Genomic DNA, 26,295 nt, shown 5'->3' with positions numbered 1-26,295 from the left:
TGCCGGCCCTCCGACCACCCCATTCCGGCACCCCGTGACCGACGTGCAACGACGCAAGTGAGGAACACCATGACCGAGGCCTACATCTACGACGCCGTGCGGACCCCCTTCGGCCGCTTCGGCGGCGCCCTGGCGGGCGTGCGCCCCGACGACCTGGCCGCCCTGGTGATCGGCGAGCAGGTCCGGCGCGCGTCCGCGCTGGACCCCGCCGCGATCGACGAGGTGATCCTCGGCAACGCCAACGGCGCCGGCGAGGAGAACCGCAACGTCGCCCGCATGGGCACGCTGCTGGCCGGCCTGCCCGTCGAGCTCCCCGGCACCACCGTCAACCGCCTGTGCGGGTCGTCCCTGGACGCCGCGATCATCGCGTCCCGGCAGATCAACGCGGGCGAGGCCGACCTGATGCTCGTCGGCGGCGTCGAGTCCATGAGCCGGGCCCCCTGGGTGCTCCCGAAGACGGAGAAGCCCTACCCGGCCGGCGACCTGACCCTCGCCTCCACCACGCTGGGCTGGCGCCTCGTGAACCCGGCGATGAACCCGGAGTGGACCGTGTCCCTGGGCGAGGCCACCGAGCAGCTCGCCGAGCGCCACGGCATCACCCGCGAGCGGATGGACGAGTTCGCGTTCCGCTCCCACCAGCTCACCCAGCAGGCGTGGGACGAGGGCTTCTACGACGACCTCACCGTCCCGGTCCCCGGCACCGAGCTGACCCGGGACGAGTCCGTCCGTGCGTCCTCGACGGTCGAGAAGCTGGGCGGGCTCAAGACCGTCTTCCGCCCCGCGGACCAGGGCGGCACCGTCACCGCCGGCAACGCCTCGCCCCTCAACGACGGCGCCTCCGCGGCGCTGCTGGGCTCCGAGAAGGCCGCCGAGCTGACCGGCCTGCAGCCCCTCGCCCGCATCGCCGGGCGGGCCGCCGCGGCCAACGAGCCGCAGTTCTTCGGCTTCGCCCCGGTCGAGGCCGCGAACCTGGCGCTGCGCCGCGCCGGGATCACGTGGGAGGACGTCGCCGCCGTCGAGCTCAACGAGGCCTTCGCGGCCCAGTCCCTCGCCTGCGTCGATGCGTGGGGGATCGACCCCGCGATCGTCAACCGGCACGGCGGCGCCATCGCCATCGGCCACCCCCTCGGGGCGTCGGGCACCCGCATCCTCGGCACGCTCGCGAAGTCCCTGCAGGCCTCCGGGGCCCGCTGGGGCGTGGCGGCCATCTGCATCGGCGTGGGCCAGGGCCTCGCCGTCGTGCTCGAGAACCAGAACGCCTGAGACCCGCGCGGGACCCGGGCGGAGAAGACCACCGAAGGAAGGCACAACGCATGCTGAACATCGCAGAGAGCTGCGCGCAGGCCGTGGCCCCGATCCACGACGGCGCCGTCGTCATGATCGGCGGCTTCGGCGTGGCCGGCCAGCCCGTCGAGCTGATCGACGCGCTCATCGAGCACGGGGCCACCGACCTGACGGTCGTGAACAACAACGCCGGCAACGGCGACGTGGGCCTGGCCCGGCTGATCCAGCTCGGCCGCGTGCGGAGGATCATCTGCTCCTTCCCGCGCCAGTCCGACTCCTGGCACTTCGACGAGAAGTACCGCGCCGGGCAGATCGAGCTCGAGGTCGTCCCCCAGGGCAACCTCGCCGAGCGGATCCGCGCCGCCGGCGCCGGCATCGGGGGGTTCTTCACCCCCACCGGCTACGGCACCCTGCTCGCGGAGGGCAAGGAGGTCCGTGAGATCGACGGCCGCCACTACGTGCTCGAGCACCCCATCAAGGCCGACTTCTCGCTGACCAAGGCGCACGTCGCCGACCGGGCCGGCAACCTCGTCTACCGCAAGACGGCCCGCAACTTCGGCCCGATCATGGCCGCCGCCGCCGCCACCTCCATCGTGCAGGTCGCGGAGCTCGTGGAGCGCGGCGGGCTGGACCCCGAGGCCGTCGTGACCCCCGGCATCTACGTGGACACCGTCGTGCGGATCGACGCACCCGCCCAGACCGACCCCCGAGAGGACATCTGAGATGAGCGAGAACACCGTGGACACCGTGCCCAGGACCTCCGAGACGCCCCTCGCCCCGGAGGAGCTGGCCCGCGTGGTGGCCCGCGACATCCCCGCCGGCTCCTACGTCAACCTCGGCATCGGCCAGCCCACCCTGGTCTCCAACTACCTGAGCGCCGAGGACGACGTCACCCTGCACACCGAGAACGGGATGCTCGGCATGGGCCCCGAGGCCCACGGCGACGAGGTCGACGCCGACCTCATCAACGCCGGCAAGATCCCCGTGGTCGAGACGCCGGGCTGCTCCTACTTCCACCACGCGGACTCCTTCGCCATGATGCGCGGCGGGCACCTGGACTACTGCGTGCTCGGCGCCTTCCAGGTGGACCGGACGGGCAACCTCGCCAACTGGCACACCGGCAGCCCGGACGCGATCCCCGCCGTGGGCGGGGCCATGGACCTGGCCACGGGTGCGAAGATGACCTTCGTGATGATGTCCCTGCTGACCAAGAAGGGCCGGTCCAAGCTCGTGGAGCAGTGCACCATGCCGCTCACCGGCGTCGGCTGCGTCTCCCGGATCTACACCGACCAGGCCGTGTTCCTCCTCGAGGAGGACGGCGTGACGGTGCGCGAGACCTTCGGCACGAGCTTCGAGGAGCTCCAGCAGATCGTCGACGTCCCGCTGCGGCCCGCCCGCTGAGCCCAGCACCGCTCACGGGGCGCGGCGGGCCGGCACCGGCCGCCGCACCCCGGACGAGGCCCGCAGGAGGCCACCGATGACCGAGCAGGACCCGACCGTCCCGGCGGGGGAGCGGGGCACCCCCGGACAGTTCGTGCAGTCCCTGGCGCGCGGGCTCGGCGTGATCACGGCCTTCGACGCCCGGCACCCCCGGATGACCCTCAGCGACGTGGCCCGGCGCACCGGGCTGACCCGCGCCACCGCGCGCCGGTTCCTGCTCACGCTCGAGGAGCTGGGCTACGTCCGGACCGACGGGCGGCTCTTCGAGCTCACCCCCGTGGTCCTCCAGCTCGGCTACTCCTACCTCTCCTCGCAGCCGCTGCCCGCCCTGGCCGCCCCGCACCTCGAGACCCTCTCGGCGCAGGTCGAGGAGTCCACGTCCGCCTCGGTGCTGGACGGCGCCGACATCGTCTACGTCGCCCGCGTCTCCACGCACCGGATCATGACCGTGGCGATCGCCGTGGGCACCCGGTTCCCCGCCCACGCCACGTCCATGGGCCGGGTGCTGCTGGCCGGGCTGGACCCGGAGGAGCTCGACGAGTACTTCCGCACGGCGCGGATCGAGCGCCTGACCGAGCACACCCTCACCGACCGCGCGGCCCTCGAGGCCGACCTGCGCCGGGTCCGCGCCCAGGGCTGGGCGCTCGTCGACCAGGAGCTCGAGGTCGGGCTGCGCTCGGTCGCCGCCCCCGTCACCGACGGCACCGGGCGCGTGGTCGCGGCCGTGAACGTCTCCATGCGCGTGGGGATGCCCGGCGCCAGCGCCGGTGACCCCGTGGACGACGTCGTGCCGCCCCTGCTCGAGTGCGCCCGGAGGATCTCCGCCGACCTCGCCGCGACCGGGCGCTGAGCGGGCCGGCCCGGCCCCGCTTCCCCGCCCCGGCCGGGGTCTGATAGGCTGTCGAGGAATTGAACGGTCATCCCTCGGCGCCCGCGCCCCTGGAGGCCGAAGAAATCATGGCAGAACGGACTCGGTCCTCCGGTACGCGTTGTGTACCGAAATGCCATCCTTTTCGTCTGCCCAGCTACCTTCGGCGCGGCGACCGTGGTGCCCGCCCGCCGGGCCCACGACAGGCGCCGCACCCGCTCCCGGCCCCGGCCGGTCGCGGGGGAGCCGAACACCCAGCGGGCCGCTGACGCGTCCCGTCCGATCAGGAGACACTGTGCCTACAATCCAGCAGCTGGTCCGCAAGGGCCGGACCCCGAAGGTCGTCAAGACCAAGGCGCCCGCACTCAAGGGCAGCCCCATGAAGCGCGGCGTGTGCACCCGCGTCTACACCACCACCCCCAAGAAGCCGAACTCCGCGCTGCGCAAGGTCGCCCGCGTGAAGCTCAACGGCGGCGTGGAGGTCACGGCCTACATCCCCGGTGAGGGCCACAACCTGCAGGAGCACTCCATCGTGCTCGTCCGCGGCGGTCGCGTGAAGGACCTCCCCGGTGTCCGCTACAAGATCGTCCGCGGCGCGCTCGACACCCAGGGTGTCAAGGGCCGCCAGCAGGCCCGTTCCCGTTACGGCGCCAAGAAGGAGAAGAAGTAATGCCTCGTAAGGGTCCCGCTCCCAAGCGCCCGCTCGTCGTCGACCCGGTCTACAGCTCCCCGGTCGTCACGCAGCTGATCAACAAGGTCCTCCAGGACGGCAAGAAGTCCACCGCCGAGCGCATCGTCTACGGTGCCCTCGAGGGTGTCCGCGCCAAGTCCGGTGCCGACCCCGTCGCCACCCTCAAGAAGGCCCTGGAGAACGTCAAGCCGGCCCTCGAGGTGAAGTCCCGCCGCGTCGGCGGCGCCACCTACCAGGTGCCCGTCGAGGTCAAGCCGGGCCGCGCCCAGGCGCTGTCCCTGCGCTGGCTCGTCGGCTACTCGAAGATCCGCCGTGAGAACACCATGACCGAGCGTCTGCAGAACGAGATCCTGGACGCGTCCAACGGTCTCGGTGCCGCCGTGAAGCGCCGGGAGGACACCCACAAGATGGCGGAGTCCAACAAGGCCTTCGCCCACTACCGCTGGTAGAATCTTCCAGGCCTGTCGGCCCCACCCGGGCCGACAGGCCGCCGGCACCATCTCCGAAAGGGAACCACCGTGGCACTTGACGTGCTTACCGACCTCAAGAAGGTCCGCAACATCGGCATCATGGCGCACATCGATGCCGGGAAGACCACCACCACCGAACGCATCCTGTTCTACACCGGTATCTCCCACAAGATCGGCGAGACCCACGATGGTGCCTCCACCATGGACTGGATGGCGCAGGAGCAGGAGCGCGGCATCACGATCACGTCCGCCGCGACGACCTGCTACTGGCACGACAACCAGATCAACATCATCGACACCCCGGGCCACGTGGACTTCACGGTCGAGGTCGAGCGCTCCCTGCGCGTGCTCGACGGCGCCGTGGCGGTCTTCGACGGCAAGGAGGGCGTCGAGCCCCAGTCGGAGACGGTCTGGCGCCAGGCCGACAAGTACGACGTCCCCCGCATCTGCTTCGTCAACAAGATGGACAAGCTGGGCGCCGACTTCTACTTCACCGTCGACACCATCATCAACCGCCTCGGCGCGAAGCCGCTGGTCATGCAGCTGCCGATCGGCTCCGAGTCCGAGTTCACCGGCGTGGTCGACCTGCTCACCATGAAGGCCTTCGTCTGGCCGGGCGACTCCAAGGGCGACGTCTCCCTCGGCGCCAAGTACGAGATCGAGGAGATCCCCGCCGACCTGCAGGAGCGGGCCGAGGAGTACCGCAACCAGCTGGTGGAGTCCGTCGCCGAGGCCGACGACGAGCTCATGGAGAAGTACCTGGGCGGCGAGGAGCTCACCCTCGAGGAGCTCAAGGCCGGCATCCGGAAGCTCACCATCACCTCGCAGGCGTACCCCGTGCTGTGCGGCTCCGCGTTCAAGAACCGCGGCGTGCAGCCGATGCTCGACGCCGTCATCGACTTCCTGCCGTCCCCGCTGGACGTCCCGAACGTCGAGGGCCACGCGCTGAACAACGAGGAGGAGATCCTCTCCCGCCCGGTCGACTCGACCGCGCCGTTCTCCGCGCTCGCCTTCAAGGTGGCCAACCACCCGTTCTACGGGCAGCTGACCTACATCCGCGTGTACTCCGGCAAGGCGTCCAACGGCGACCAGGTGCTCAACTCCACCAAGGGCAAGAAGGAGCGCATCGGCAAGCTGTTCCAGATGCACTCCAACAAGGAGAACCCGGTCGACACCGTCCAGGCCGGGCACATCTACGCCGCGATCGGGCTCAAGGACACCACCACGGGCGACACCCTGTGCGACCTGCAGAAGCCGATCGTGCTCGAGTCCATGTCCTTCCCGGCCCCGGTCATCTCGGTGGCCATCGAGCCGAAGACCAAGGGCGACCAGGAGAAGCTCTCCATCGCGATCCAGAAGCTCTCCGCCGAGGACCCCACGTTCACCGTGTCCCTCAACGAGGAGACCGGCCAGACCGAGATCGGCGGCATGGGCGAGCTCCACCTGGACATCCTGGTGGACCGCATGAAGCGCGAGTTCAAGGTCGAGGCGAACGTCGGCAAGCCGCAGGTGGCCTACCGCGAGACGATCAAGAAGGCCGTCGAGAAGATCGACTACACGCACAAGAAGCAGACCGGCGGCTCCGGCCAGTTCGCCAAGGTGCAGATGGCGTTCGAGCCGATCCCGCTGGACGCCGAGGAGCTCTACGAGTTCGACAACAAGGTCACCGGCGGCCGCGTCCCGCGCGAGTACATCCCTTCCGTGGACGCCGGCATCCAGGACGCCATGCGTCTCGGCGTCCTCGCCGGGTACCCGGTCGTGGGCGTCAAGGCCACCCTGCTCGACGGCGCCTACCACGACGTCGACTCCTCCGAGATGGCGTTCAAGATCGCCGGCTCGATGGTGTTCAAGGAGGGTGCCCGCAAGGCGCAGCCCGTCCTCCTCGAGCCGCTCATGGCGGTCGAGGTGCGCACCCCCGAGGAGTACATGGGCGAGGTCATCGGCGACCTGAACTCCCGCCGCGGCCAGATCCAGTCGATGGAGGACGTGAGCGGCATCAAGCTGGTCAACGCCCTCGTCCCGCTGTCCGAGATGTTCGGCTACATCGGCGACCTCCGGTCCAAGACCCAGGGCCGCGCCGTGTACTCGATGCGGTTCGACAGCTACTCGGAGGTCCCCAAGGCCGTCGCCGAGGAGATCGTCCAGAAGAACCGCGGCGAGTAGGCACCACCCCTCGGCCCCGGCCGGGAATTTCATCAATCACGCACAGCCAAAGTAGACTTGCAGAGGTTTCAGTACTGCTGAGCGCCTCAAGCTCCCCCCGGAAACACGCGGTGGGGTAGTGCTGAGCAAGTTTCGACAAATGTTCTAGGAGGAACAACCATGGCGAAGGCCAAGTTCGAGCGCACCAAGCCGCACGTCAACATCGGCACCATCGGCCACGTCGACCACGGCAAGACGACGCTCACGGCTGCCATCTCCAAGGTCCTGGCCGACAAGTACCCGGACCTGAACGAGCAGCGCGACTTCGGTGCCATCGACTCCGCTCCGGAGGAGAAGCAGCGCGGCATCACCATCAACATCGCGCACATCGAGTACCAGACGGAGAAGCGCCACTACGCGCACGTCGACGCCCCGGGTCACGCGGACTACGTCAAGAACATGATCACCGGTGCGGCGCAGATGGACGGCGCCATCCTCGTGGTCGCCGCCACGGACGGCCCCATGGCCCAGACCCGCGAGCACGTGCTGCTCGCCCGCCAGGTGGGCGTGCCCTACCTGCTGGTGGCCCTGAACAAGTCCGACATGGTCGACGACGAGGAGCTGCTGGACCTCGTCGAGATGGAGGTGCGCGAGCTCCTCTCCGACCAGGGCTTCGACGGCGACAACGCGCCGGTCGTCCGCGTCTCGGCGCTGAAGGCCCTCGAGGGCGACCCCGAGTGGGTCGCCAAGGTCGAGGAGCTCATGGAGGCCGTCGACGAGAACGTGCCCGACCCCATCCGTGAGATGGACAAGCCGTTCCTCATGCCCATCGAGGACGTTTTCACCATCACCGGTCGCGGCACCGTGGTGACCGGCCGTGCCGAGCGCGGCACGCTGCCGATCAACTCCGAGGTCGAGATCGTCGGCATCCGTCCGGTCCAGAAGACCACGGTCACCGGCATCGAGATGTTCCACAAGCAGATGGACGAGGCCATGGCGGGCGAGAACTGCGGCCTGCTGCTGCGCGGTCTCAAGCGTGACGACGTCGAGCGCGGCCAGGTCGTGTGCAAGCCGGGTTCCATCACCCCGCACACCGACTTCGAGGCCAACGTCTACATCCTCTCCAAGGAGGAGGGCGGGCGTCACAACCCGTTCTACTCGAACTACCGTCCGCAGTTCTACTTCCGGACCACCGACGTCACCGGCGTCATCACGCTGCCCGAGGGCACCGAGATGGTCATGCCCGGCGACAACACCGAGATGACGGTCGCGCTGATCCAGCCGATCGCCATGGAGGAGGGCCTCGGCTTCGCCATCCGTGAGGGTGGCCGCACCGTGGGCTCCGGCCGCGTCACCAAGATCATCAAGTAGTCCCCGGACTGCCGATCTGCGCAGAACCCCCCGTCGCTCCTGCAGCGGCGGGGGGTTCCGTGCGTTCCGGGGCAACCACGACGGGGTTCAGCCGGTGAGCTGGTGCAGGCACAGGACGTTGCCCTCGGAGTCGGTGAACCACGCCGCGCGCATCCCGTCGGCGGTGAGGACGTGGTCGACGGTGCGCAGGCCGGGCAGGTCGTAGTCCTCGAAGCGCACGCCCCGGCCCTCGAGCTCCCGGACCGCGGCCTCGACGTCGGGGACCTCGAAGCTGACCTGCGTCAGCCCGGACGCCGGCGCGTCCGGGCGCAGCAGCAGCTGCAGGCCGGTGTGCCCGTCCTCGCTGAACAGGACGCTGTCCGGCTCGGGGGCGTGGGCGGGGGAGAGCCCCAGCGTCTCCTGGTAGAACCGGCGGGCGCGGTCGAGCTCCCGGACGGGGACGATCGCGACCAGTCTCGCGGTGGACAGCATGGGACCCATCTCCTGGGACGTCGGGGTGCGGACGAGGCCAGGATACGACCGCGGGTGCCGGCGCCGGTCGCGGTCGGCTCACGGTTCCGGCACGGTTGCGCACGGCCTGCCCCCGGCCGTGCGTTTGCACCGGTCTGCCATCTCTGGCAGGATGGAGGACGTTGTTCAAGCGCCGACGCGTGCTCCCAACGGTTCGAACCGGCAGACCCCAGGACACCATCGGGTTCCGAAGCAGAACCGGGGTCAGCAGCTCCTGGAAGCTGCCACGCACGGACCACATACAGCCCGCCCCGAGAAACGGAATCGGTGTGCCCCCGTGCCAGCACGGGACGACACGCCCGAGTTCGGGGGTCGGAGCTCCAGCAGGGTGAGGAACCCGGATCCTTCCGGATTCAGTCTGCGTGGAGGGGCGCCCACCAGGTGGCGTCATGCACAAGGAGCCCTCGGCTCCGTCACAGGGAAGATCGTTCAAGAAAGAGAGTCACGACGCCATGGCGGGACAGAAAATCCGCATCCGGCTGAAGTCTTATGACCACGAGGTCATCGACGTCTCGGCCCGGAAGATCGTTGAGACGGTGACGCGCGCAGGCGCCACGGTGGTCGGCCCCGTGCCGCTGCCCACGGAGAAGAACGTGTACTGCGTCATCCGCTCGCCGCACAAGTACAAGGACAGCCGTGAGCACTTCGAGATGCGCACGCACAAGCGGCTGATCGACATCATCGACCCCACGCCGAAGGCCGTCGACTCGCTCATGCGCCTCGACCTGCCGGCTGACGTGAACATCGAAATCAAGCTGTAAAGAGGATCGCATCCCAATGACTACCACTTTCGAACGCCAGGTGAAGGGCCTGCTGGGCACGAAGCTCGGCATGACCCAGGTCTGGGACGAGAACGGGAAGTTCGTGCCGGTGACCGTCGTCAAGGCGGACTCCAACGTCGTGACCCAGCTGCGCAACCAGGACCGTGACGGCTACTCGGCCGTCCAGATCGGGTTCGGTGCGATCGACCCCCGCAAGGTCACCCAGCCGCTGGCCGGCCACTTCGAGAAGGCCGGCGTCACGCCGCGCCGCCACGTCGTGGAGCTGCGCACGGCCGACGCCGACACCTACGAGCTGGGCCAGGAGCTCTCCGTCGAGCTCTTCGAGGCCGGCCAGAAGGTCGACGTGATCGGCAAGACCAAGGGCAAGGGCACGGCCGGTGTGATGAAGCGTCACGGCTTCTCCGGCGTCGGCGCCTCCCACGGTGCCCACAAGAACCACCGCAAGCCGGGATCCATCGGCGGCGCGTCCTACCCCGCTCGCGTGTTCAAGGGCATGCGCATGGCGGGCCGCATGGGCGCCGTCCGTCACACGACGCAGAACCTCACCGTTCACGCCGTGGACGCCGAGAACTCCCTGCTGCTCATCAAGGGCGCCCTGCCGGGCCCCAAGGGTTCGGTCGTCCTCGTCCGCACCGCAGTGAAGGGAGCCTGATCAGACCATGGCAACTCAGACCGTCAACGTCGACCTGCCCGCCGAGATCTTCGACGTCCAGACCAACGTGCCCCTGCTGCACCAGGTCGTCGTCGCTCAGCTGGCCGCGGCCCGCCAGGGCACGCACAAGACCAAGAACCGCGCCGAGGTCTCCGGCGCCGGCCGCAAGCCCTTCAAGCAGAAGGGCACCGGCCGCGCGCGCCAGGGCTCGATCCGCGCTCCGCACATGACCGGCGGCGGCGTGGTGCACGGCCCGACCCCGCGCGACTACAGCCAGCGCACCCCCAAGAAGATGAAGGCCGCCGCCCTGCGCGGAGCCCTCTCGGACCGGGCGCGCAACAACCGCATCCACGTCGTGGAGGCACTCGTCGAGGGCACCGTCCCCAACACGAAGGCCGCCCAGGCGACGCTGCGCGGGCTCTCCGACCGCAAGAACCTGCTGGTCGTCCTGCACCGCTCGGACGACGTGGCCGCGCTGTCGGTGCGCAACCTCGACGACGTGCACACCCTCTACGCGGACCAGCTCAACACGTACGACGTGCTGGTCTCCGACGACGTGGTCTTCACCAAGGACGCGTTCGAGTCCTTCGTGGCGGCCGCCAGCAAGAAGAAGCAGGAGGACGCCAAGTGAGCGCGACCACCATCAAGGACCCCCGGGACGTCATCATCGCGCCGGTCGTCTCCGAGAAGTCCTACGGGCTCATCGACGAGGGCCGCTACACGTTCTTCGTGGCGCCCGACTCGAACAAGACCCAGATCAAGTACGCCGTCGAGCAGATCTTCGGCGTCAAGGTCGAGTCCGTGAACACCATCAACCGTGCCGGGAAGCGGAAGCGCACGCGCTTCGGCTGGGGTCAGCGCAAGGGCACCAAGCGTGCCGTTGTGACCCTCAAGGAAGGCACCATCGACATCTTCGGCGGTCCGCTCGCCTGAGCGGAGACCACTTTAACGAGGAACTGACACATGGCTATCCGTAAGCACAAGCCGACAACCCCGGGCCGTCGCGGCTCCTCCGTTGCCGACTTCGCAGAAATCACGCGCACGACCCCCGAGAAGTCGCTGGTCCGGCCGCTGCCCAAGAAGGGCGGGCGGAACAACACCGGCCGCATCACCACCCGGCACAAGGGTGGCGGGCACAAGCGCCAGTACCGCGTCATCGACTTCCGTCGCCACGACAAGGACGGCGTCGACGCCAAGGTCGCGCACATCGAGTACGACCCGAACCGCACGGCGCGCATCGCGCTGCTGCACTTCGTGGACGGCTCCAAGCGCTACATCATCGCGCCGAACAAGCTGTCCCAGGGCGACGTCGTCGAGTCGGGCCTCGGCGCCGACATCAAGCCCGGCAACAACCTGCCGCTGCGCAACATCCCCGTCGGCACCGTGATCCACGCCGTCGAGCTCCGTCCGGGCGGCGGCGCCAAGCTCGCCCGCTCCGCCGGCGCGTCGGTGCAGCTCGTCGCCAAGGAGGGCAAGTACGGCCAGCTCCGGCTGCCCTCCGGCGAGATCCGCAACGTCGACGTGCGCTGCCGCGCGACGGTCGGCGAGGTCGGCAACGCCGAGCAGTCGAACATCAACTGGGGCAAGGCCGGCCGCAACCGCTGGAAGGGCGTCCGCCCGACCGTCCGCGGTGTGGTCATGAACCCCGTCGACCACCCGCACGGTGGTGGCGAGGGCAAGACCTCCGGTGGCCGTCACCCGGTCAACCCGAACGGCAAGCCCGAGGGCCGCACCCGCCGCCCCAACAAGGAGAGCGACAAGCTCATCGTCCGCCGTCGTCGCACCGGCAAGAACAAGCGCTAAGGAGCCTGACACATGCCACGCAGCCTGAAGAAGGGCCCTTTCGTCGATCAGCACCTTTTCCTGAAGGTCGCCAAGGAGAACGACAAGGGCACCAAGAACGTCATCAAGACGTGGTCCCGCCGCTCGATGATCGTCCCCGACATGCTCGGGCACACGATCGCCGTGCACGACGGACGCAAGCACATCCCCGTGTTCATCACCGAGTCGATGGTCGGGCACAAGCTCGGCGAGTTCGCCCCCACGCGGACCTTCCGCGGCCATGTGAAGGACGACAAGAAGGGCAAGCGCCGCTGATCCTCCGGGATCCCGCAGCGTGAGCACTTCGAGAAGACGAGAGAAGGAAAGCAATGGAAGCCAAGGCATCTGCGCGCTACATCCGCGTGACGCCTATGAAGGCCCGGCGCGTCGTCAACCTGATTCGTGGCCAACAGGCGAATGAGGCTCTGGCGATTCTGAAGTTCGCCCCCCAGGGTGCTTCGGAACCGGTGTTCAAAGTCCTCCAGTCGGCGGTCGCCAACGCGCGCCAGCTGGCGGACCGCGACGGCCTGCCGTTCAAGGAGGAGGAGCTCGTCGTGAGCGAGGCCTTCGTCGACGAGGGTCCGACCATGAAGCGGTTCCAGCCGCGGGCCCAGGGCCGCGCCTACCGCATCAACAAGCGCACGAGCCACATCACCGTGATCGTGGCGAGCCCTGACAGCGAGGAGGTCCGCTAAGTGGGACAGAAGATCAACCCGCACGGGTTCCGGCTGGGCATCACCACCGACCACGTGTCGCACTGGTACGCGGACTCCACCAAGGAGGGCCAGCGCTACAAGGACTACGTCCGCGAGGACATCAAGATCCGCAAGCTCATGTCCACGGGCATGGAGCGGGCCGGCATCTCCAAGGTCGAGATCGAGCGGACCCGGGACCGCGTGCGCGTGGACATCCACACCGCCCGCCCCGGCATCGTCATCGGCCGCCGCGGCGCCGAGGCCGACCGCATCCGCGGCGAGCTCGAGAAGCTCACCGGCAAGCAGATCCAGCTGAACATCCTCGAGGTCAAGAACCCCGAGGTGGACGCCCAGCTGGTCGCCCAGGGTGTCGCCGAGCAGCTCGCCTCCCGCGTGGCCTTCCGCCGCGCCATGAAGAAGGCCATCCAGTCGGCGCAGCGCGCCGGCGCGAAGGGCATCCGCATCCAGTGCGCCGGCCGCCTCGGCGGCGCCGAGATGAGCCGCTCGGAGTTCTACCGCGAAGGCCGTGTGCCCCTGCACACCCTGCGCGCGAACATCGACTACGGCTTCTTCGAGGCCAAGACCACCTTCGGCCGCATCGGCGTGAAGGTCTGGATCTACAAGGGCGACCTCACCGCCAAGGAACTGGCGGCCCAGCAGGCCGCCGCTCCCTCGCGCGGCCGCGGCGGCGACCGTGACCGTCGCGGCGGTCCGGGCGAGCGTCGCGGAGGCGGCGGCGGCGACCGTCGTCGTCCCGACCGTAACGACCGTGGCGGACGCCGTGAGCGCAACGACTCCGCCGCCTCCCCGGCTCCGGCCGCGGGAGCGACCAACGCAGAGGGTGGTAAGTAAATGCTCATCCCACGTCGTGTGAAGTTCCGCAAGCAGCACCACCCGAAGCGGTCGGGCGCTGCCAAGGGCGGCACCACTGTCGCCTTCGGCGAATGGGGCATCCAGGCGCTCACGCCGGCCTACGTGACGAACCGTCAGATCGAGGCCGCCCGTATCGCCATGACCCGCCACATCAAGCGTGGCGGCAAGGTCTGGATCAACATCTACCCGGACCGCCCCCTGACCAAGAAGCCCGCCGAGACCCGCATGGGCTCCGGCAAGGGCTCCCCCGAATGGTGGGTCGCCAACGTCAAGCCCGGGCGCGTGATGTTCGAGCTCTCCGGTGTCTCCGAAGAGGTCGCCCGCGAGGCCCTGCGCCTGGCGATCCACAAGCTCCCGATGAAGGCACGCATCGTGCGTCGCGAAGGTGGTGAATGAGAATGGCTGTTGGATCCAAGGATCTGAGCATCGAGAACCTCGCGGCCCTCGACAAGGACTCTCTGGGTGAGGCGCTGCGCAAGGCCAAGGAGGAGCTGTTCAACCTCCGCTTCCAGTCCGCAACCGGTCAGCTCGAGAACAACGGCCGCCTCAAGGCCGTCAAGCGCGACATCGCGCGCATCTACACGGTGCTGCGCGAGCGCGAGCTCGGCATCCGGCCCCAGGCGGGCTCCGCCGAGACCACCGCCGAGACCACCTCCGAGGAGGACGCCAAGTGACCGAGCAGATCAACAACGAGGCCGAGCAGGCCGACGAGCGCGGTGACCGCAAGAGCCGTCGTGGCTACGTGGTCTCCGACAAGATGGACAAGACCGTCGTGGTGCAGCTGCAGGACAACGTCAAGCACTCGCTGTACGGCAAGGTCATGCGCCGCTCCTCGAAGGTCAAGGCCCACGACGAGCAGAACGCCGCCGGCGTCGGCGACCTCGTCCTGATCTCCGAGACCCGCCCGCTGTCCGCGACCAAGCGGTGGCGGATCGTGGAGATCCTCGAGAAGGCCAAGTGACCCGAGCTCGCTAGAGCCGGCCACGGCCCCGACGGCCCGCCCCCTCCTGGAGGGGGCGGGCCGTCGCCTGTTCACCGCCCGCACGGACGGCGCCCCGCCTGTGCTAGGCTGGTGAGCTTGTATGGGCGGAAATCTCTGTCCGTGCAATCCACAGCTCTTCGTGCCAGCGCATAATGACCGCGTGCAGGGCGCCCCCGTGCCACCTGGTGGCGGGTTCAGATGCTCCTGGCATGGAGGGCTGGGCCCGGTCCGGCGTGCGCGCCGGGGGAGGGCACATCATCCGACAAGCTGTTCCGCAAGGCCCGCACCGTGCTCTCGATCGGTGTTGGAACCGGCGTGACGACAGGAGTAATCAGTGATTCAGCAGGAGTCGCGACTGAAGGTCGCCGACAACACGGGTGCGAAGGAAATCCTCACCATCCGTGTTCTCGGTGGATCCGGACGTCGCTACGCAGGCATCGGCGACATCATCGTCGCCACCGTCAAGGACGCGATCCCCGGCGGGAACGTGAAGAAGGGCGACGTGGTCAAGGCCGTGATCGTCCGTACCAAGAAGGAGCGCCGTCGTCCGGACGGCTCCTACATCAAGTTCGACGAGAACGCCGCAGTGATCCTGAAGAACGACGGTGACCCCCGTGGTACCCGCATCTTCGGCCCCGTGGGCCGTGAGCTGCGCGACAAGAAGTTCATGAAGATCATCTCGCTGGCCCCGGAGGTGCTCTGACCATGGCGAAGTTCAAGATCAAGACCGGCGACCTGGTGCAGGTCATCTCCGGCAGCAGGGACAACAAGGGCAAGCAGGGCAAGGTCCTGCGCGTGATCCCCGAGACCTCCCGCGTGGTCGTGGAGGGCATCAACGTGATCACCCGCCACCGCAAGGCCTCCATGCAGGGCGAAGCCGGCGGCATCGACAAGGTCGAGGCGCCGATCCACGTGTCCAACGTGGCGCTCGTGGACCCGGAGACCAACAAGCCGACCCGCGTCGGCCACCGCACCGAGACCGTGGAGCGCGACGGACGCCAGAAGACCGTCCGCGTCCGCGTCTCCAAGAGCACCGGCAAGGACCTGTGATGACCGAAACCACCGAGATCAGCGTGTCCCCGCGCTTCAAGGACAAGTACCAGGAGACCGTCGTGCCCGCGCTGCAGGAGCAGTTCGGCTACGGCAACGTCATGGAGATCCCGCGCGTCGTCAAGGTCGTCGTGAACATGGGTGTCGGTGACGCCGCGAAGGACTCGAAGCTCATCGACGGCGCCGTCCGCGACCTCACCGCCATCACGGGCCAGAAGCCGCTCGTGACCCGGGCGAAGAAGTCCATCGCGCAGTTCAAGCTCCGCGAGGGCATGCCGATCGGCGCGCACACCACGCTGCGCGGCGACCGCATGTGGGAGTTCCTCGACCGCCTGGTGACCCTGGCCCTGCCGCGCATCCGCGACTTCCGCGGTCTGTCCGACCGCCAGTTCGACGGCAACGGCAACTACACCTTCGGCCTCACCGAGCAGTCCATGTTCCACGAGATCGACCAGGACCGCATCGACCGGGTCCGCGGCATGGACATCACGGTGGTCACCACCGCGAAGACCGACGACGAGGGCCGCGCGCTGCTGAAGGCGCTCGGCTTCCCCTTCAAGACCAACTAATCTCGCTACGTTCCAGGTCCGGCCGGGCGCCCACGGGCGCCGCCAGGTGCGGAAACCGGGACGAGGAAGGGCACGTGCCCCCAAAATGACAATGACAGATCCTGTCGCGGACATGCTGACGCGTCTGCGCAACGCCAACTCCGCCTACCACGACTCCGTGAGCATGCCGTACTCGAAGCTCAAGGCTCGCGTTGCGGACATCCTCAAGGCCGAGGGCTACATCGCGGACTACAAGGAGGAGGCGGCGGAGGTCGGCAAGACCCTCACGCTCTCCCTGAAGTTCGGCCCCAACCGGGAGCGCTCCATCGCGGGCGTCCGGCGCATCTCCAAGCCGGGCCTGCGCGTCTACGCCAAGTCCACCAACCTCCCCAAGGTCCTGGGCGGCCTGGGCATCGCCATCCTGTCCACCTCTTCCGGGCTGCTGACCGACAAGCAGGCCGCGAAGAAGGGCGTGGGCGGCGAAGTCCTCGCGTACGTCTGGTAACCCGGAACAGAAAGGAAGAGAACATGTCACGTATCGGACGTCTCCCCATCTCTGTGCCGGCCGGTGTGGAGATCAAGATCGACGGCAACGTCGTCTCCGTCAAGGGCGCCAAGGGCGAGCTGCAGCACACCGTTGCCAGCCCGATCACCGTCGCGCTCGACGACAGCACCCTCACCGTCACCCGACCCGACGACGAGCGCGAGTCCCGCTCGCTGCACGGTCTCACCCGCACCCTGATCGCCAACATGATCCAGGGCGTCACCCAGGGCTACACCAAGGGCATCGAGATCGTCGGCACCGGTTACCGCGTGCAGGCCAAGGGCCAGGACCTCGAGTTCGCCCTCGGCTACAGCCACCCGATCACCTTCAAGGCGCCGGAGGGCATCTCGTTCGCCGTCGAGGGCGTCAACAAGCTCTCGGTCAACGGCATCGACAAGCAGCAGGTCGGCGAGGTCGCCGCCAAGATCCGCAAGCTCCGCGCCCCCGAGCCCTACAAGGGCAAGGGCGTGCGGTACGCCGGCGAGCAGATCCGCCGCAAGGCCGGAAAGGCTGGTAAGTAACCATGGCTCTGAAGATCAAGGGCAAGTCCAAGGCCGCCGCCCGCAGCCGCCGCCACGTCCGGGTGCGCAAGCACCTGGCCGGCACGGCCGCGCGCCCGCGCCTGGTCGTCAACCGCTCCGCCCGCCACGTGTTCGTCCAGGTCGTCGACGACACCAAGGGTGTCACCGTCGCCTCGGCCTCCACCATGGAGGCCGACCTGCGCGGCGCCGACGCGGACAAGACCGCCAAGGCCAAGCGCGTGGGTGAGCTCGTGGCCGAGCGCGCCAAGGCCGCCGGTGTCGAGTCCGTCGTGTTCGACCGCGGCGGCAACAAGTACCACGGTCGCGTGGCGGCTGTCGCCGACGGCGCCCGTGAAGGAGGTCTGGCACTGTGAGCGAGCAGAACAACGAGAAGGAAACCCAGGTGACCGAAGCCAGCACTGCCTCCACGGAGGCGACCGGGGCCCAGCAGACCACCGAGGCCAACCGCTCCCAGGACTCCCGCGGCGACCGCGGGGGCCGCGGCGAGCGCGGCGGCCGCGGTGAGCGCGGGGGCCGTGGCGAGCGCGGCGGCCGCGGTGGCCGCGGCGGCCGCGACGAGGAGAAGGACAAGTTCCTCGAGCGCGTCGTGACCATCAACCGTGTCTCCAAGGTCGTCAAGGGTGGTCGTCGCTTCAGCTTCACCGCCCTCGTCGTCGTCGGCGACGGCAACGGCATGGTCGGCGTCGGCTACGGCAAGGCCAAGGAGGTGCCGGCGGCGATCTCGAAGGGCGTCGAGGAGGCGAAGAAGAACTTCTTCCGCGTCCCGCGCATCGAGGACCGCACGATCCCGCACCGCGTGCAGGGCGAGGCCGCCGCAGGCGTCGTCATGCTGCGCCCGGCGACCCCGGGTACCGGTGTGATCGCCGGTGGTCCGGTCCGCGCCGTGCTCGAGTGCGCCGGCATCCACGACGTGCTGTCGAAGTCCCTCGGCTCGTCGAACCAGATCAACATCGTGCACGCAACCATCGAGGCGCTCCGCCAGCTCGAGGAGCCGGCGGCCGTCGCGGCCCGTCGTGGGCTCCCGATGGACGAGGTCGTCCCCGGTCCGTTGCTGCGCTCGATCCAGAAGGCAGGTGCCTGATGTCCGGCAAGCGTATCCAGCCCGACGGCACGGAGCTGCGCATCACGCAGGTCCGGTCGGTGGTCGGCCAGAAGCAGAACATGCGCAACACCCTGCGGTCCCTCGGCCTCAAGCGGCCGGGCAACGTCGTGGTCCGCAAGGCCGACGGCGTGACCGCGGGCATGGTCAACACCGTCGCCCACCTGGTCAAGGTCGAGGAGGCCAAGTAACCATGGCAGAGAACACTGCTGAGAACACCGCTCAGAGCAACGAGAAGGTGCACGCGCTCAAGGTGCACCACCTGCGTCCGGCCCCGGGCGCGAAGACCGCCAAGACCCGCGTGGGTCGCGGTGAGGGCTCCAAGGGCAAGACCGCCGGCCGCGGCACCAAGGGCACCAGTGCCCGGTACCAGGTCAAGGCGGGCTTCGCGGGCGGGCAGCTTCCGCTGCACATGCGCCTGCCCAAGCTGCGCGGGTTCAAGAACCCGTTCCGCGTGGAGTACCAGGTCGTCAACCTGGACAAGCTCACCGAGCTCTTCCCGGAGGGCGGCGAGGTGACCGTGGAGTCGCTCGTGGCCCGCGGCGCCGTGCGCAAGAACCAGCCCGTCAAGGTCCTGGGCTCCGGCGACATCGCGGTCGCGGTCGACGTGAAGGCGCACGCCTTCTCGGGCTCCGCCGCGGAGAAGATCGCCGCCGCCGGCGGCAGCACCACCGCGCTGTGAGCGCGGGCCGCGGGGCCGGGCGCACGCCCGGCCCCGCGGCACCCACGGATCAGGCCCCGTCCACGCCAGCGTGGGCGGGGCCTGATCCGTCGGCGGGCACGAGCCCGCCCCGTCGGCGCGCGCCCCCGGTGAGTCCCGGGCGGGCCGCGTTCGCTAGACTTGCCGGAGTCGCCCGCGCCCACCGGGCGCGGGGACCCCGGACCGAGCTCCCGCACCACCACACCCCCCGCCACCGGATGCCGGTCGGACCCAGTCTCTAGGAGGACATGTGCTCAGCGCTTTCGGACGGGCGTTGCGAACCCCCGACCTGCGACGCAAGCTGGGGTTCACCCTCGCCCTCATCGTGCTCTACCGCCTGGGCACGTTCATCCCGGCGCCGGGCGTCGACTACGGCAACGTGCAGCAGTGCCTGGCCCTCGGGACCACCACGGGCGGCGTGTACGACATGGTGAACCTCTTCAGCGGCGGCGCGCTGCTGCAGCTGTCGGTCTTCGCCCTGGGCGTCATGCCCTACATCACCGCGAGCATCATCGTGCAGCTGCTGCGCGTGGTCATCCCGCGCTTCCAGGAGCTGCACGAGGAGGGGGCGCAGGGGCAGACGCAGCTGACCCAGTACACCCGCTACCTCACCATCGGCCTCGCGCTGCTCAACGCCACCACGGTGGTCTCGCTCGCCCGGTCCGGCGCCCTGCTGGGGGACTGCCCCCTGCCGATCATCCCCAACGACACCTGGCTGACCGTGCTGATCATCATCATCACGATGACCGCCGGCACGGCGATCATCATGTGGCTGGGGGAGCGGATCACGGAGAAGGGCGTGGGCAACGGCATGTCGCTGCTCATCTTCACGTCCATCGCCGCGACCTTCCCCTCCGCGCTGGGCGAGATCCTCCGCACCCGCGGCTGGGGCGTGTTCCTCTCGGTGCTGGCCGTGGGGCTCGTGGTGATCACCTGCGTGGTGTTCGTGGAGCAGTCCCAGCGCCGCGTGCCCGTGCAGTACGCCAAGCGGATGGTGGGCCGGCGCACGATCGGCGGGACCACCACCTACATCCCGCTCAAGGTCAACATGGCCGGTGTCATCCCCATCATCTTCGCGTCCTCGATGCTGATGCTCCCCGGCATGCTCGCCCAGTTCGGCATGCCGGACGACGGCACGGACATCCCCGGCTGGGTCAACTGGATCAACACCTACCTCGTCACCGGCGACCACCCCGTGTACATGGCGATGTACTTCCTGATGATCGTGTTCTTCACGTACTTCTACGTGTCGATCACGTTCAACCCGGAGGAGGTCTCCAACAACATGAAGCGCTACGGCGGCTTCATCCCGGGGATCCGCGCGGGCCGGCCCACCGAGAAGTACCTCGCCTACGTGCTCAGCCGGATCACGTTCCCGGGCGCCCTCTACCTGGGCATCGTGTCCATGATCCCCCTCGTGGCGCTCGTGCTGATCGACGCGAACCAGAACTTCCCCTTCGGCGGTCCGTCGCTGCTGATCATGGTGGGCGTGGGCCTGGACACGGTGAAGCAGATCGAGGCCCAGCTGCAGCAGCGCAACTACGAGGGCCTGCTGCGCTGACCCCACCCCGCCGTCCCCCGCCGGGGACGGCGGGCACGCCCCGGTAGACTGTGACCGCAGCCACCACCGACCGCAAGGAGACTTCATGACCCGCATGCTCATCATCGGACCCCCCGGCGCAGGCAAGGGCACGCAGGCCGTGCGCATCTCGGAGCGGCTCGGCATCCCGGCGATCTCCACCGGTGACATCTTCCGGGCCAACATCAAGGGCCGGACCCCTCTGGGGCAGGAGGCCAAGAGCTACATCGACGCCGGCGACCTCGTCCCGGACTCCGTGACCAACCGGATGGTCCGCGACCGCCTCGCCGAGACGGACACCGCCGACGGCTTCCTGCTCGACGGCTACCCGCGCAACGCCGCGCAGGTGGACGAGCTCGACGCCATCCTCGACGAGCTGGGGCAGGAGCTCGACGTGGTGCTGAAGCTGACCGCCGACCGCGACGAGCTCGTCCAGCGGCTCCTCGGGCGGGCCCAGAAGGAGGGGCGCACCGACGACACGGAGGCGGTCATCCGGCACCGCCTCGACGTGTACGACGCCGAGACCGCCGTGGTCGTCGACGTCTACGACCGGCGCGGCATCGTCCGCGAGGTCGACGGGCTCGGGACCGTCGACGAGGTCTCCCAGCGGATCATGACAGCGCTGTCCTGACGCACCGTCCCGCACCGCGCACGCCGTGACACCCCCGGACACCCCCGGGGGTCTCACGTTTAACCCACGACAGCCGCGAGCTCCCCGACCGGGGGAGCGGCTCGGAAGGAAGACCGCATGTTCGGCCGCCGCCGGATCGAGTACAAGACCCACGCCCAGCTGCGCACCATGCAGCGCGCCGGGGTGGTGACCTCCCGCGCCCTCGACGCCGCCGTGGCGGCCGCCGTGCCCGGCGCGACCACCGCGTCCCTCGACGACGTCTTCCGCTCCGTCCTCGACGCGCACGGGGCGAGCTCCAACTTCCTCGGCTACTTCGGCTACCCCGCCGCCGTGTGCGTGTCCGTCAACGAGGTGGTCGTCCACGGCATCCCGGGGGACCAGGTGCTGCAGGAGGGGGACATCCTCTCCGTGGACGGCGGGGCCGTCGTCGAGGGCTGGCACGGGGACTCCGCGCGCACCGTGCTCCTGGGCCGCCCGGACCCCGCGGACGCCGAGCTCTCCGAGGTCACCCGCAACGCCATGTGGCACGGCATCGCGGCGGCGGCCACCGGCACGCACGTCGGCGACATCGGCGCGGCCGTGGAGGACTACGTGCGCAAGGCCTCCGGGCACCGCTTCGGGATCCTCGAGGAGTACGTGGGACACGGGATCGGGTCCAAGATGCACATGGCCCCCGACGTGCTCAACTTCCGCAGCACCGACCGCGGGCCCCGCCTGCGCGCCGGGATGGCGCTGGCCATCGAGCCGATGCTCGTCCGCGGCGGGATCGGCACCCGCGTGCTCGACGACGAGTGGACCGTGGTCACCACCGACGGCGCCCGCTCCAGCCAGTGGGAGCACTCCGTGGCCCTGCACGCCGACGGCGTCTGGGTGCTCACCGCCGAGGACGGCGGGGCCTCGGAGCTCGAGCCCCTCGGCGTGCGCCCCGTCCCGATCCCGGAGGACCTGCCGTGACCGGGCAGCCCTCCACCACCCCGGACCCGCGACACCGCGAGGAGAACACCGTGGCCCAGCAGCCGCAGCAGAGCACCACCAGCACACCCGTCGAGCTCACCGTGAAACCCCGGCCCGGTCAGCTGACCTTCGCCGCGCCGCGGCGCGGCAAGCCCCCGCGCCACCTCGCCGACTTCGACATGGCGGGCCGCCGGGAGTTCCTCGCCGAAATGGGGCACCAGCCCTTCCGGGCGGGACAGCTCTCCCGCCACTACTTCGACCGGTTCGCCACGGCCCCCGAGGACATGACCGACCTGCCCGCGGCCGGCCGGGAGGAGCTCGTCTCCCAGGCCCTGCCCACGCTGCTGACGACCGTGCGCAGCCTCGAGGCCGACCAGGGGGACACCGTCAAGAACGTGCACCGCTGCTTCGACGGCGCCACCGTGGAGTCCGTGCTCATGCGCTACACCCACCGGGTGACCATGTGCATCTCCTCCCAGGCCGGCTGCGGGATGAACTGCCCCTTCTGCGCGACCGGCCAGGCGGGCCTGACCCGCAACCTCTCGACCGCGGAGATGGTCGAGCAGGTCGTGCAGGGCGCCCGGATGCTCCGCGGCGGCAGGGTGGGCCGGGCCGAGCAGGAGCCGCTGCGCATCTCCAACATCGTGTTCATGGGCATGGGGGAGGCCCTCGCCAACTACAAGGCCTCGATCGGGGCGATCCACCGCCTCATCGACCCCTCCCCGGAGGGCCTCGGCATCTCGGCCCGCGGCATCACCATGTCCACGGTGGGCCTGGTGCCCGGGATCCGGAAGTTCACGCAGGAGAAGCTGCCGGTCACCCTGGCGCTGTCCCTGCACGCCCCGGACGACGAGCTGCGCGACGAGCTCATCCCGATCAACACCCGCTGGAAGGTCGACGAGGCCCTCGACGCCGCCTACGACTACTACCAGGCCACCGGCCGGCGGGTCTCGATCGAGTACGCCCTGATCCGCGACATCAACGACCACGGGTGGCGGGCCGACCTCCTCGGCGAGAAGCTCAACGCCCGCGGCGGGGGGTGGGTGCACGTGAACCCCATCCCGCTCAACCCGACCCCCGGCTCCAAGTGGACCGCGTCCCGGCCCGGCGTGGAGCAGAACTTCGTGGAGCGGCTCCGGGCCCACGGCATCCCCACCACCGTGCGGGACACCCGCGGCTCCGACATCGACGGGGCCTGCGGGCAGCTCGCCGCGACCGTCTGAGCGCCGTCGTCCCCGGCACCGCTCCCCGGGGGCGCCTCCCGCGTTGCGGGAGGCGCCCCCGATCCCGTAGAGTGTCCTGTTGGTTGTCTGTGCTCCAGCGATTCCGCACACTTCGGACCACGCCGACCCTCACCGTGCACCACGAACGGTGATGGTGCGCGCGTACAGGTCCGCTGCGGCGTTTAACGACGATGTACACCCGAAACCCTGCTCGCCGCCCCGGCGGGGGGCACCTGAAGTTAGCGGAGGATATGGCCAAGAAAGACGGAGTCATCGAGATCGAAGGCACTGTGGTCGAGGCTCTGCCCAACGCGATGTTCCGCGTTGAGCTGAACAACGGTCACCTGGTCCTCGCCCACATCTCCGGGAAGATGCGACAGCACTACATCCGGATCCTCCCCGAGGACCGCGTGGTGGTGGAGCTGAGCCCGTACGACCTCACCCGCGGTCGTATCGTCTACCGCTACAAGTAGGACCGGCGGCCGTCCGGGCCGCACACCACTCGAGAGAACGACGCGAAGGAATGCGATGAAGGTCCAACCGAGCGTGAAGCCGATCTGCGACAAGTGCAAGGTGATCCGCCGCAACGGGCGGGTCATGGTGATCTGCGAGAACCCGCGCCACAAACAGCGTCAGGGCTGACCCGCCCCGAGCTGCCCACGCAAGTGGATCCACAAAGGCACCGCTCCCGACCGGAGAGATCCAGGCGGGCGCCCCCGGTACAGAGGCCGGGGACCGGAGGGGACATGACGTTCCCGACCGGACAGCGATGCTCCAGACCTCTGGAACACCACAAGGAGAACCGCCGATATGGCTCGTCTCGCAGGCGTCGACCTCCCCCGCGAAAAGCGGCTGGAAATTGCGCTCACCTACATCTACGGCGTGGGTCGCACCCGCGCGCTCGCCACCCTGGACGCCACCGGCATCTCGGGCGACCTGCGCGTGCGCGAACTCACCGATGCCCAGCTCGTGGAGCTGCGCGACTACATCGAGGACAACTACAAGGTCGAGGGTGACCTCCGCCGCGAGGTGGCCGCCGACATCCGCCGCAAGGTCGAGATCGGCAGCTACCAGGGCATCCGGCACCGCCGCGGCCTGCCCGTGCACGGTCAGCGCACCAAGACCAACGCCCGCACCCGCAAGGGTCCGAAGCGCACGGTCGCCGGCAAGAAGAAGTAGCCCGCTGCCGCTCGTGCGCCAGGACCCCGCGGTCCCCCGAGCGGCCCACCACCACTCTTCCCGAACTTTGTAGGAGATCTCCATGCCCCCGAAGACTCGCGCAGCGGCTGCCCGCAAGCCCCGCCGCAAGGACAAGAAGAACGTCACCCAGGGCCAGGCCCACATCAAGTCGACGTTCAACAACACCATCGTCACCATCACCGACCCCTCCGGCGCCGTCCTCTCCTGGTCGTCCGCCGGCGAGATGGGTTTCAAGGGCTCTCGCAAGTCCACCCCCTTCGCGGCCCAGATGGCCGCCGAGGCCGCCGCGAAGCGCGCGCAGGAGCACGGCATGCGCAAGGTCGACGTGTTCGTCAAGGGCCCCGGCTCCGGGCGCGAGACCGCCATCCGCTCCCTGCAGGCCACCGGCCTCGAGGTCGGCTCCATCTCGGACGTCACCCCGAGCGCGCACAACGGTTGCCGCCCGCCGAAGCGCCGCCGCGTCTGATGTGAGCACGCCCACCGGGACCCTGCGGGGTCCCGGTGCGCATGCCGACAACGGACCGGGCACCGGTCCGCACCCATCAACTGTTTTCCACCATTTGCGCGCGTCATATAGCGGATGCCCGCTGAAAGGAAACATCAGTGCTCATCGCACAGCGCCCCACCCTCTCCGAAGAGGTCGTGGCCGACAACCGGTCCCGCTTCGTGATCGAACCGCTCGAGCCCGGCTTCGGCTACACCCTCGGCAACTCCCTCCGCCGCACCCTCCTGTCCTCGATCCCCGGTGCCGCCGTGACCAGCATCCGGCTCGACGGGGTGCTCCACGAGTTCTCCACCGTGGAGGGCGTGAAGGAGGACGTCTCCGAGGTCATTCTCAACATCAAGAAGCTCGCCGTCTCCTCGGAGCAGGACGAGCCCGTCGTCGCCTACCTGCGCAAGCAGGGCCCCGGCGTCGTCACCGCCGCGGACATCACGGCCCCGGCCGGTGTGGAGATCCACAACCCGGACCTGCACATCGCGACCCTCAACGCGAAGGGCCAGCTCGAGCTCGAGCTGACCATCGAGCGCGGGCGCGGGTACGTCTCCGCCGCCCAGAACAAGGCCGGGGACGCGGAGATCGGCCGCATCCCGGTCGACTCGATCTACTCGCCCGTCCTGAAGGTGACCTTCCGCGTGGAGGCCACCCGTGTGGAGCAGCGCACCGACTTCGACAAGCTGGTCCTGGACGTGGAGACCAAGGAGGCCATCACCCCGCGTGACGCCGTGGCCTCCGCCGGCACCACCCTGGTCGAGCTGTTCGGTCTCGCCCGGGAGCTCAACACGGCCGCCGAGGGCATCGAGATCGGGCCCTCGCCGACGGACGCCGCGATGGCCGCCGACATGGCGCTGCCCATCGAGGACCTCGAGCTCACCGTGCGGTCCTACAACTGCCTCAAGCGCGAGGGCATCCACACCGTGGGTGAGCTCGTGGGCCGTTCCGAGGCGGACCTGATGGACATCCGCAACTTCGGCGCCAAGTCGATCGACGAGGTCAAGGCCAAGCTCGTCGACCTCGGGCTGTCCCTCAAGGACTCGCCCCCCGGTTTCGACCTCGCCGCTCGCGCCGCCGCGATCGACGACGAGAACCCGTTCGACGACGACGACCACTAGTCCTTCCCGCTGACGTCCCGACGGGTGCCCGCC

General features: G+C 69.1%; 38 protein-coding genes. 37 read left to right on the top strand and 1 reads right to left on the bottom strand.

Annotation, left to right across the window (positions count from 1 at the left end; genetic code table 11):
• Positions 1-69 precede the first annotated feature (69 nt).
• The 8 genes from RF640_RS03865 to tuf all read left to right on the top strand — a co-directional run bounded on the left by RF640_RS03865 (position 70) and on the right by tuf (position 8,266).
• A complete protein-coding gene (locus RF640_RS03865) occupies positions 70-1,263 on the top strand; it encodes a thiolase family protein (protein ID WP_017833287.1) in 1,194 nt (397 codons plus the stop codon).
• A 50-nt stretch (positions 1,264-1,313) separates the two neighbouring features.
• On the top strand, positions 1,314-2,006 hold the full coding sequence (locus RF640_RS03860) for a 3-oxoacid CoA-transferase subunit A (RefSeq protein WP_017833288.1): 693 nt from the start codon (positions 1,314-1,316) through the stop codon (positions 2,004-2,006).
• A gap of 1 nt (position 2,007) precedes the next feature.
• Entirely contained in the window at positions 2,008-2,685 is a 678-nt protein-coding gene (locus tag RF640_RS03855; protein WP_095650585.1) for a 3-oxoacid CoA-transferase subunit B, read from the top strand.
• 76 nt (positions 2,686-2,761) lie between these two features.
• The gene (locus RF640_RS03850; protein ID WP_035924877.1) at positions 2,762-3,574 is read left to right on the top strand and encodes an IclR family transcriptional regulator; all 813 of its coding nucleotides are present in this window, start codon (positions 2,762-2,764) and stop codon (positions 3,572-3,574) included.
• A gap of 313 nt (positions 3,575-3,887) precedes the next feature.
• Positions 3,888-4,262, top strand: coding sequence for a 30S ribosomal protein S12 (rpsL, locus tag RF640_RS03845; protein ID WP_017833291.1), 375 nt, complete (start codon positions 3,888-3,890; stop codon positions 4,260-4,262).
• On the top strand, positions 4,262-4,732 hold the full coding sequence (gene rpsG, locus RF640_RS03840) for a 30S ribosomal protein S7 (protein ID WP_017833292.1): 471 nt from the start codon (positions 4,262-4,264) through the stop codon (positions 4,730-4,732). Before rpsL ends, rpsG begins: the two co-directional genes overlap by 1 nt.
• A gap of 69 nt (positions 4,733-4,801) precedes the next feature.
• Entirely contained in the window at positions 4,802-6,916 is a 2,115-nt protein-coding gene (gene fusA, locus RF640_RS03835) for an elongation factor G (RefSeq protein ID WP_031282946.1), read from the top strand.
• Between the two features lie 159 nt (positions 6,917-7,075).
• Positions 7,076-8,266, top strand: a complete 1,191-nt coding sequence (gene tuf, locus RF640_RS03830; protein WP_017833294.1) for an elongation factor Tu — start codon at positions 7,076-7,078, stop codon at positions 8,264-8,266.
• An 87-nt stretch (positions 8,267-8,353) separates the two neighbouring features.
• On the opposite strand, the gene RF640_RS03825 is transcribed toward tuf, so the two are convergent.
• A complete protein-coding gene (locus RF640_RS03825) occupies positions 8,354-8,737 on the bottom strand; it encodes a VOC family protein (protein ID WP_017833295.1) in 384 nt (127 codons plus the stop codon).
• Between the two features lie 491 nt (positions 8,738-9,228).
• Here RF640_RS03825 and rpsJ point away from each other — a divergent pair, with 491 nt between their 5' ends.
• The 29 genes from rpsJ (at position 9,229) to RF640_RS03680 (ending at position 26,262) form a co-directional block, all read left to right on the top strand.
• The gene (rpsJ, locus tag RF640_RS03820) at positions 9,229-9,537 is read left to right on the top strand and encodes a 30S ribosomal protein S10 (protein ID WP_003803825.1); all 309 of its coding nucleotides are present in this window, start codon (positions 9,229-9,231) and stop codon (positions 9,535-9,537) included.
• Between the two features lie 16 nt (positions 9,538-9,553).
• Positions 9,554-10,210: a 50S ribosomal protein L3 gene (rplC, locus tag RF640_RS03815; RefSeq protein WP_017833296.1), complete on the top strand. Its 657-nt coding sequence runs from the start codon at positions 9,554-9,556 to the stop codon at positions 10,208-10,210.
• Between the two features lie 7 nt (positions 10,211-10,217).
• Positions 10,218-10,841 carry a 50S ribosomal protein L4 gene (gene rplD / locus RF640_RS03810; protein WP_017833297.1) on the top strand — a complete coding sequence of 208 codons (624 nt, stop codon included), beginning with the start codon at positions 10,218-10,220 and terminating at the stop codon, positions 10,839-10,841.
• Positions 10,838-11,143 (top strand): 50S ribosomal protein L23, encoded by a 306-nt coding sequence (gene rplW / locus RF640_RS03805; protein WP_017833298.1) that lies wholly within the window; start codon positions 10,838-10,840, stop codon positions 11,141-11,143. The genes rplD and rplW overlap by 4 nt, the downstream gene beginning before the upstream one ends.
• Positions 11,144-11,173: 30 nt before the next feature.
• Entirely contained in the window at positions 11,174-12,013 is an 840-nt protein-coding gene (gene rplB / locus RF640_RS03800) for a 50S ribosomal protein L2 (RefSeq protein WP_368826664.1), read from the top strand.
• Between the two features lie 12 nt (positions 12,014-12,025).
• The gene (gene rpsS / locus RF640_RS03795; RefSeq protein WP_017833300.1) at positions 12,026-12,307 is read left to right on the top strand and encodes a 30S ribosomal protein S19; all 282 of its coding nucleotides are present in this window, start codon (positions 12,026-12,028) and stop codon (positions 12,305-12,307) included.
• 53 nt (positions 12,308-12,360) lie between these two features.
• Positions 12,361-12,726 (top strand): 50S ribosomal protein L22, encoded by a 366-nt coding sequence (gene rplV, locus RF640_RS03790; RefSeq protein WP_017833301.1) that lies wholly within the window; start codon positions 12,361-12,363, stop codon positions 12,724-12,726.
• Positions 12,727-13,578 carry a 30S ribosomal protein S3 gene (rpsC, locus tag RF640_RS03785; protein WP_017833302.1) on the top strand — a complete coding sequence of 284 codons (852 nt, stop codon included), beginning with the start codon at positions 12,727-12,729 and terminating at the stop codon, positions 13,576-13,578. It abuts the gene before it with no gap.
• Positions 13,579-13,995: a 50S ribosomal protein L16 gene (gene rplP / locus RF640_RS03780; protein WP_017833303.1), complete on the top strand. Its 417-nt coding sequence runs from the start codon at positions 13,579-13,581 to the stop codon at positions 13,993-13,995.
• A 2-nt stretch (positions 13,996-13,997) separates the two neighbouring features.
• A complete protein-coding gene (rpmC, locus tag RF640_RS03775) occupies positions 13,998-14,273 on the top strand; it encodes a 50S ribosomal protein L29 (protein WP_017833304.1) in 276 nt (91 codons plus the stop codon).
• On the top strand, positions 14,270-14,560 hold the full coding sequence (gene rpsQ, locus RF640_RS03770; RefSeq protein WP_017833305.1) for a 30S ribosomal protein S17: 291 nt from the start codon (positions 14,270-14,272) through the stop codon (positions 14,558-14,560). Before rpmC ends, rpsQ begins: the two co-directional genes overlap by 4 nt.
• A gap of 355 nt (positions 14,561-14,915) precedes the next feature.
• Positions 14,916-15,284: a 50S ribosomal protein L14 gene (gene rplN, locus RF640_RS03765; protein ID WP_017833306.1), complete on the top strand. Its 369-nt coding sequence runs from the start codon at positions 14,916-14,918 to the stop codon at positions 15,282-15,284.
• Positions 15,285-15,286: 2 nt separating this feature from the next.
• Positions 15,287-15,631 (top strand): 50S ribosomal protein L24, encoded by a 345-nt coding sequence (gene rplX, locus RF640_RS03760; protein ID WP_017833307.1) that lies wholly within the window; start codon positions 15,287-15,289, stop codon positions 15,629-15,631.
• Positions 15,631-16,200, top strand: coding sequence for a 50S ribosomal protein L5 (gene rplE, locus RF640_RS03755; protein ID WP_017833308.1), 570 nt, complete (start codon positions 15,631-15,633; stop codon positions 16,198-16,200). Before rplX ends, rplE begins: the two co-directional genes overlap by 1 nt.
• Positions 16,201-16,285: 85 nt before the next feature.
• Positions 16,286-16,684, top strand: a complete 399-nt coding sequence (rpsH, locus tag RF640_RS03750) for a 30S ribosomal protein S8 (RefSeq protein WP_017833309.1) — start codon at positions 16,286-16,288, stop codon at positions 16,682-16,684.
• Positions 16,685-16,707: 23 nt separating this feature from the next.
• Positions 16,708-17,244: a 50S ribosomal protein L6 gene (rplF, locus tag RF640_RS03745; protein WP_031282950.1), complete on the top strand. Its 537-nt coding sequence runs from the start codon at positions 16,708-16,710 to the stop codon at positions 17,242-17,244.
• A 2-nt stretch (positions 17,245-17,246) separates the two neighbouring features.
• Positions 17,247-17,618 carry a 50S ribosomal protein L18 gene (gene rplR, locus RF640_RS03740; RefSeq protein WP_017833311.1) on the top strand — a complete coding sequence of 124 codons (372 nt, stop codon included), beginning with the start codon at positions 17,247-17,249 and terminating at the stop codon, positions 17,616-17,618.
• Positions 17,615-18,346: a 30S ribosomal protein S5 gene (gene rpsE / locus RF640_RS03735; protein WP_017833312.1), complete on the top strand. Its 732-nt coding sequence runs from the start codon at positions 17,615-17,617 to the stop codon at positions 18,344-18,346. Before rplR ends, rpsE begins: the two co-directional genes overlap by 4 nt.
• On the top strand, positions 18,346-18,555 hold the full coding sequence (gene rpmD / locus RF640_RS03730) for a 50S ribosomal protein L30 (protein ID WP_017833313.1): 210 nt from the start codon (positions 18,346-18,348) through the stop codon (positions 18,553-18,555). The genes rpsE and rpmD overlap by 1 nt, the downstream gene beginning before the upstream one ends.
• A gap of 2 nt (positions 18,556-18,557) precedes the next feature.
• Positions 18,558-19,046 (top strand): 50S ribosomal protein L15, encoded by a 489-nt coding sequence (gene rplO, locus RF640_RS03725; protein WP_017833314.1) that lies wholly within the window; start codon positions 18,558-18,560, stop codon positions 19,044-19,046.
• 268 nt (positions 19,047-19,314) lie between these two features.
• Positions 19,315-20,625 (top strand): preprotein translocase subunit SecY, encoded by a 1,311-nt coding sequence (gene secY, locus RF640_RS03720; RefSeq protein ID WP_031282952.1) that lies wholly within the window; start codon positions 19,315-19,317, stop codon positions 20,623-20,625.
• A gap of 85 nt (positions 20,626-20,710) precedes the next feature.
• Positions 20,711-21,274 (top strand): adenylate kinase, encoded by a 564-nt coding sequence (locus RF640_RS03715; RefSeq protein WP_017833316.1) that lies wholly within the window; start codon positions 20,711-20,713, stop codon positions 21,272-21,274.
• 117 nt (positions 21,275-21,391) lie between these two features.
• Positions 21,392-22,228, top strand: a complete 837-nt coding sequence (map, locus tag RF640_RS03710) for a type I methionyl aminopeptidase (protein ID WP_035924865.1) — start codon at positions 21,392-21,394, stop codon at positions 22,226-22,228.
• 50 nt (positions 22,229-22,278) lie between these two features.
• Complete coding sequence (gene rlmN / locus RF640_RS03705) at positions 22,279-23,451, top strand: 23S rRNA (adenine(2503)-C(2))-methyltransferase RlmN (protein ID WP_115163593.1); 1,173 nt, start codon at positions 22,279-22,281, stop codon at positions 23,449-23,451.
• Positions 23,452-23,702: 251 nt separating this feature from the next.
• Positions 23,703-23,924 carry a translation initiation factor IF-1 gene (gene infA / locus RF640_RS03700; RefSeq protein ID WP_017833319.1) on the top strand — a complete coding sequence of 74 codons (222 nt, stop codon included), beginning with the start codon at positions 23,703-23,705 and terminating at the stop codon, positions 23,922-23,924.
• Between the two features lie 55 nt (positions 23,925-23,979).
• Positions 23,980-24,093, top strand: a complete 114-nt coding sequence (rpmJ, locus tag RF640_RS03695) for a 50S ribosomal protein L36 (protein ID WP_017833320.1) — start codon at positions 23,980-23,982, stop codon at positions 24,091-24,093.
• A 168-nt stretch (positions 24,094-24,261) separates the two neighbouring features.
• A complete protein-coding gene (gene rpsM, locus RF640_RS03690) occupies positions 24,262-24,630 on the top strand; it encodes a 30S ribosomal protein S13 (protein ID WP_017833321.1) in 369 nt (122 codons plus the stop codon).
• Between the two features lie 82 nt (positions 24,631-24,712).
• Complete coding sequence (gene rpsK, locus RF640_RS03685) at positions 24,713-25,117, top strand: 30S ribosomal protein S11 (RefSeq protein WP_017833322.1); 405 nt, start codon at positions 24,713-24,715, stop codon at positions 25,115-25,117.
• A 137-nt stretch (positions 25,118-25,254) separates the two neighbouring features.
• Positions 25,255-26,262: a DNA-directed RNA polymerase subunit alpha gene (locus tag RF640_RS03680; protein ID WP_017833323.1), complete on the top strand. Its 1,008-nt coding sequence runs from the start codon at positions 25,255-25,257 to the stop codon at positions 26,260-26,262.
• The last annotated feature ends 33 nt before the right edge of the window (positions 26,263-26,295 follow it).

The sequence above is a fragment of the Kocuria sp. CPCC 205231 genome, from assembly GCF_040980965.1.
Taxonomy (GTDB): Bacteria; Actinomycetota; Actinomycetes; order Actinomycetales; family Micrococcaceae; genus Kocuria; species Kocuria rosea.
The sequence above is the reverse complement of the archived record's forward strand: the minus strand, read 5'-3'. Positions and strand labels throughout refer to the sequence as shown.

Bases quoted from the DNA above. Each gene is read 5' to 3' on its own strand.
- RF640_RS03865 (WP_017833287.1), top strand. From the start codon at position 70: ATGACCGAGGCCTACATCTACGACGCCGTGCGGACCCCCTTCGGCCGC.
- RF640_RS03860 (WP_017833288.1), top strand. From the start codon at position 1,314: ATGCTGAACATCGCAGAGAGCTGCGCGCAGGCCGTGGCCCCGATCCAC.
- RF640_RS03855 (WP_095650585.1), top strand. From the start codon at position 2,008: ATGAGCGAGAACACCGTGGACACCGTGCCCAGGACCTCCGAGACGCCC.
- RF640_RS03850 (WP_035924877.1), top strand. From the start codon at position 2,762: ATGACCGAGCAGGACCCGACCGTCCCGGCGGGGGAGCGGGGCACCCCC.
- rpsG (WP_017833292.1), top strand. From the start codon at position 4,262: ATGCCTCGTAAGGGTCCCGCTCCCAAGCGCCCGCTCGTCGTCGACCCG.
- tuf (WP_017833294.1), top strand. From the start codon at position 7,076: ATGGCGAAGGCCAAGTTCGAGCGCACCAAGCCGCACGTCAACATCGGC.
- RF640_RS03825 (WP_017833295.1), bottom strand. From the start codon at position 8,737: ATGCTGTCCACCGCGAGACTGGTCGCGATCGTCCCCGTCCGGGAGCTC.
- rpsJ (WP_003803825.1), top strand. From the start codon at position 9,229: ATGGCGGGACAGAAAATCCGCATCCGGCTGAAGTCTTATGACCACGAG.
- rplC (WP_017833296.1), top strand. From the start codon at position 9,554: ATGACTACCACTTTCGAACGCCAGGTGAAGGGCCTGCTGGGCACGAAG.
- rplD (WP_017833297.1), top strand. From the start codon at position 10,218: ATGGCAACTCAGACCGTCAACGTCGACCTGCCCGCCGAGATCTTCGAC.
- rplB (WP_368826664.1), top strand. From the start codon at position 11,174: ATGGCTATCCGTAAGCACAAGCCGACAACCCCGGGCCGTCGCGGCTCC.
- rpsS (WP_017833300.1), top strand. From the start codon at position 12,026: ATGCCACGCAGCCTGAAGAAGGGCCCTTTCGTCGATCAGCACCTTTTC.
- rplV (WP_017833301.1), top strand. From the start codon at position 12,361: ATGGAAGCCAAGGCATCTGCGCGCTACATCCGCGTGACGCCTATGAAG.
- rplP (WP_017833303.1), top strand. From the start codon at position 13,579: ATGCTCATCCCACGTCGTGTGAAGTTCCGCAAGCAGCACCACCCGAAG.
- rpmC (WP_017833304.1), top strand. From the start codon at position 13,998: ATGGCTGTTGGATCCAAGGATCTGAGCATCGAGAACCTCGCGGCCCTC.
- rplX (WP_017833307.1), top strand. From the start codon at position 15,287: ATGGCGAAGTTCAAGATCAAGACCGGCGACCTGGTGCAGGTCATCTCC.
- rplE (WP_017833308.1), top strand. From the start codon at position 15,631: ATGACCGAAACCACCGAGATCAGCGTGTCCCCGCGCTTCAAGGACAAG.
- rpsH (WP_017833309.1), top strand. From the start codon at position 16,286: ATGACAATGACAGATCCTGTCGCGGACATGCTGACGCGTCTGCGCAAC.
- rplF (WP_031282950.1), top strand. From the start codon at position 16,708: ATGTCACGTATCGGACGTCTCCCCATCTCTGTGCCGGCCGGTGTGGAG.
- rplR (WP_017833311.1), top strand. From the start codon at position 17,247: ATGGCTCTGAAGATCAAGGGCAAGTCCAAGGCCGCCGCCCGCAGCCGC.
- rpmD (WP_017833313.1), top strand. From the start codon at position 18,346: ATGTCCGGCAAGCGTATCCAGCCCGACGGCACGGAGCTGCGCATCACG.
- rplO (WP_017833314.1), top strand. From the start codon at position 18,558: ATGGCAGAGAACACTGCTGAGAACACCGCTCAGAGCAACGAGAAGGTG.
- RF640_RS03715 (WP_017833316.1), top strand. From the start codon at position 20,711: ATGACCCGCATGCTCATCATCGGACCCCCCGGCGCAGGCAAGGGCACG.
- map (WP_035924865.1), top strand. From the start codon at position 21,392: ATGTTCGGCCGCCGCCGGATCGAGTACAAGACCCACGCCCAGCTGCGC.
- infA (WP_017833319.1), top strand. From the start codon at position 23,703: ATGGCCAAGAAAGACGGAGTCATCGAGATCGAAGGCACTGTGGTCGAG.
- rpmJ (WP_017833320.1), top strand. From the start codon at position 23,980: ATGAAGGTCCAACCGAGCGTGAAGCCGATCTGCGACAAGTGCAAGGTG.
- rpsM (WP_017833321.1), top strand. From the start codon at position 24,262: ATGGCTCGTCTCGCAGGCGTCGACCTCCCCCGCGAAAAGCGGCTGGAA.
- rpsK (WP_017833322.1), top strand. From the start codon at position 24,713: ATGCCCCCGAAGACTCGCGCAGCGGCTGCCCGCAAGCCCCGCCGCAAG.